This window comes from Aquisalimonas sp. (assembly GCF_007120195.1).
Classification (GTDB): domain Bacteria; phylum Pseudomonadota; class Gammaproteobacteria; order Nitrococcales; family Aquisalimonadaceae; genus Aquisalimonas.
In genome coordinates, this window is the sequence record NZ_SKOG01000133.1 from 1 (window position 1) to 2853 (window position 2853).

At 62.6% G+C, this 2853-nt stretch carries 3 protein-coding genes; 2 read left to right on the forward strand and 1 reads right to left on the reverse strand.

The window, feature by feature from the left end; translation table 11 throughout:
• A partial coding sequence (locus tag QZT63_RS09785; protein WP_290650748.1) for a glycosyltransferase occupies positions 1-1169 on the forward strand: 1169 nt, incomplete at its 5' end.
• Positions 1170-1214: 45 nt separating this feature from the next.
• On the forward strand, positions 1215-2249 hold the full coding sequence (locus tag QZT63_RS09790; RefSeq protein ID WP_290650750.1) for a lysylphosphatidylglycerol synthase transmembrane domain-containing protein: 1035 nt from the start codon (positions 1215-1217) through the stop codon (positions 2247-2249).
• A 323-nt stretch (positions 2250-2572) separates the two neighbouring features.
• Here QZT63_RS09790 and QZT63_RS09795 read toward each other — a convergent pair.
• A partial coding sequence (locus tag QZT63_RS09795; RefSeq protein ID WP_290650752.1) for a GMC family oxidoreductase occupies positions 2573-2853 on the reverse strand: 281 nt, incomplete at its 5' end.

Below are 2853 nucleotides of genomic sequence, written 5' to 3' on the forward strand. Positions count from 1 at the left end.
CCCACCCCTTCTATCAGGAACGCGGCACGCCCATCGCCGTCGATCTGCTTGTCAGGGCGCTCAGTGAACGCGGCGACACGGCCGACGTGTTGACCTTCCATGAAGGCGCAGACCGCCACTACCCTGGAGTCACGATCCACCGCATTGCAAGTCCGCCCGGCATTCGGAACGTGGGGCCGGGGCCTTCAGTGAAGAAACTGATCTGCGATGTCTTCCTGTTCGCAAGCCTGATTCGACGCCTGCGGCGCGAGGACTATGACGTCATCCATGCGGTGGAAGAAAGCGCGTTCATGGCAATGGTGCTGAAACCATTCACTTCGGTGCCCTTTGTCTACGACATGGACTCGACACTATCGACCCAGATCATTGACAAGTACCCGTTGCTCAGCCCGCTCCGCCGCATGCTGCGGTTTCTGGAGGCCATGCCCGTGCGCAGAGCGGCGGCGGTGGTCCCAGTGTGTGATGCCCTGGCCAACGAGATCGACACCTATGGCGCCAGGCGCATCACCGTCCTTCGTGATGTCTCACTGATGCAAGAGCATACCGGCGCGGCGCCCTGCCCTCCACTGCGGGAGTCCCTGGGCATTTCCGGCACGATTAGCATGTACATTGGCAACCTGGAGGCGTATCAGGGAATCGACCTGCTGCTTGAGAGCTTTGCGCGCGCCCATCTCCAACACAAGGGCGGCCACCTTGTCATCATTGGTGGCAATGATAAGGATATCGCCCGTTATCAGGCCCATATCGCCCGGCTTGGCATGGAGAAGTACGTGCATTTTCTGGGGCAGCGCCCGGTGCACGACCTCGCTTTCTATATGGCCCAGGCGGATGTACTCGTCTCCCCTCGCACCCATGGCGTGAATACGCCCATGAAGATCTACAGCTACCTGCACTCCGGGGTCCCGGTGCTGGCAACGGATCTACCCACGCACAATCAGGTCCTCGACTCCGAGATCGCCTGCCTCGCCCCGGCGACGGTTTCAGGGTTTGCCGACGCCTGGGTGACTCTGCTGCGCGACCGCGAGCACGCCCGTCAAATGGGCGAGCGCGCGCGGGCGTTCGTGGAGCGCGAGCACAGTTACGAGGCGTTTCAGGCTGCAGTCAACTCACTGTATGCGCAGCTGGACGAACAGGTTGTGCACGCCCACTCACCGCCGGCGAGGCCTTGACAGCCATACGCCCGGCTCGCCCTCAAGCGCTCATGGAGCCATGATGTGACCAAGAAGAAGCAGGCCATTCGCGCCCTTAAGCTGATTCTTACCGCGGTGTTTTTGTATCTGCTGTGGAAGGTTCCGGACCACCAGGGGCTGGCCCAGCGGTTTTCACAGATCGACGGGTTCTACCTCACCCTGTTCGTGCTGGTGGGGATCGGCATGCTTCTGGTCAGCAATGCAAAATGGCATGCGCTGATGAAGATCCACGGGGCCGCTCCGGGCTTCTGGACCACGCTGCGCATCTATTTTATCGGCTATTACTTTACCGCCTTGTTGCCATCGAATTTCGGCGGTGACGGGGCCCGTATTTACCTCGCCGCGCGGCGTACCGGCAGCAGCACGGGCGCTGCGACCAGCGTCTTCATGGAACGCATCACTGGCCTGGTGGTGCTTGTTGTCCTCGTGGCCGCCCTGCCCCTGGTCCGTCCCGACCTCGGGCAACACCTTGCGTTTGCGGTGCCCGCGCTCATCTGCGCCGGCGCTCTAGCGGCCATCCTGGCCGGCGCCTTGTTCCGGCACACGGTGACCGCGGTGGTGCAGTCCGTGACGGCTCGCCTCATGCGGATGCCGCGCGCGCGCCGCCTCGCTCCAGTGGTGGACTGGCTCGCGCGCTTTCTGTCCGACACCGGTGAGGCCCTGCGGGCACTGTGGGAGCGACGCAGAGTCGCCTGGCAGGTTTGGTCGCTCACTGCCGTGTTCTACCTCCTCACCTGGATCAACATCCTGGTGGCGTTTGGCACGTTCGGGTTTATGCCACCGGCCGATTTTATCCCGGTCACGCCCGTAGTACTTTTCATGTCCTCGTTGCCGGTGGCGGCTGCCGGCAATCTCGGCTACACAGAGGGCGTGTACGCCTATTACTTTTCGTTGGTGGGCATTTCCCTGGAGGCGACCGTGGCCGTTGCCATTCTGATACGGCTGAAAGTGTGGCTATTGGGCGGCATTGGCATGATTCTCTTCATGACCGGCCGCGAGCGCGCGGCGATGTCCCGCTCACCCGCGTCGGACGACGCCGTCACGGAGAGTCGCCAGTGATAGGACGGCCAAGTAGTCAGTTAGCGCAGCGTAACCCGCCGTCAATAACAACGCGCCGCAGGCGCACGGATCGCGTTGCCGCTGCGCGCCTTCGGCGCAATTCGTTTAACGGTGCATTACGCTGGCGCTAATGGCACCCTACACCCTTCGATCGAACCCGGTGCCATGGCATGGCCACACCCTTCGATCGACGCCGGTACCATGGCGCGGCTGGACGCCGCACCCGTAGGGCGGATTAGCGCAGCGTAACCCGCCGTCAATGACATGGCGCCGCAGGCGCACAACTCATGCCGCACCTGTGCGCCCTTGGCGCGGTTGGTTTGTCAGAAACTAGCGCGGGACGCGACCAGATGGTCACCGAGCCGCAGAGCAAGTGCGGCGATGGTGAGTGTCGGGTTGGGAAGGGACAAGGTCACGAAGTTGCTGCTGCCGACCACGAACAGGTTGTCCACGTCGTGGGCCTTGAGGTCAGCGTCCACGACGCTGCGCTCTGGATCCTGCCCCATGCGGCACGTCCCGGCATGATGGGATCCGAAGTGAAACTCCAGGTCACGCTTGACGACTGCACCGAGCTGATCGGCAAGCGCATCGATGATCTCGCGCC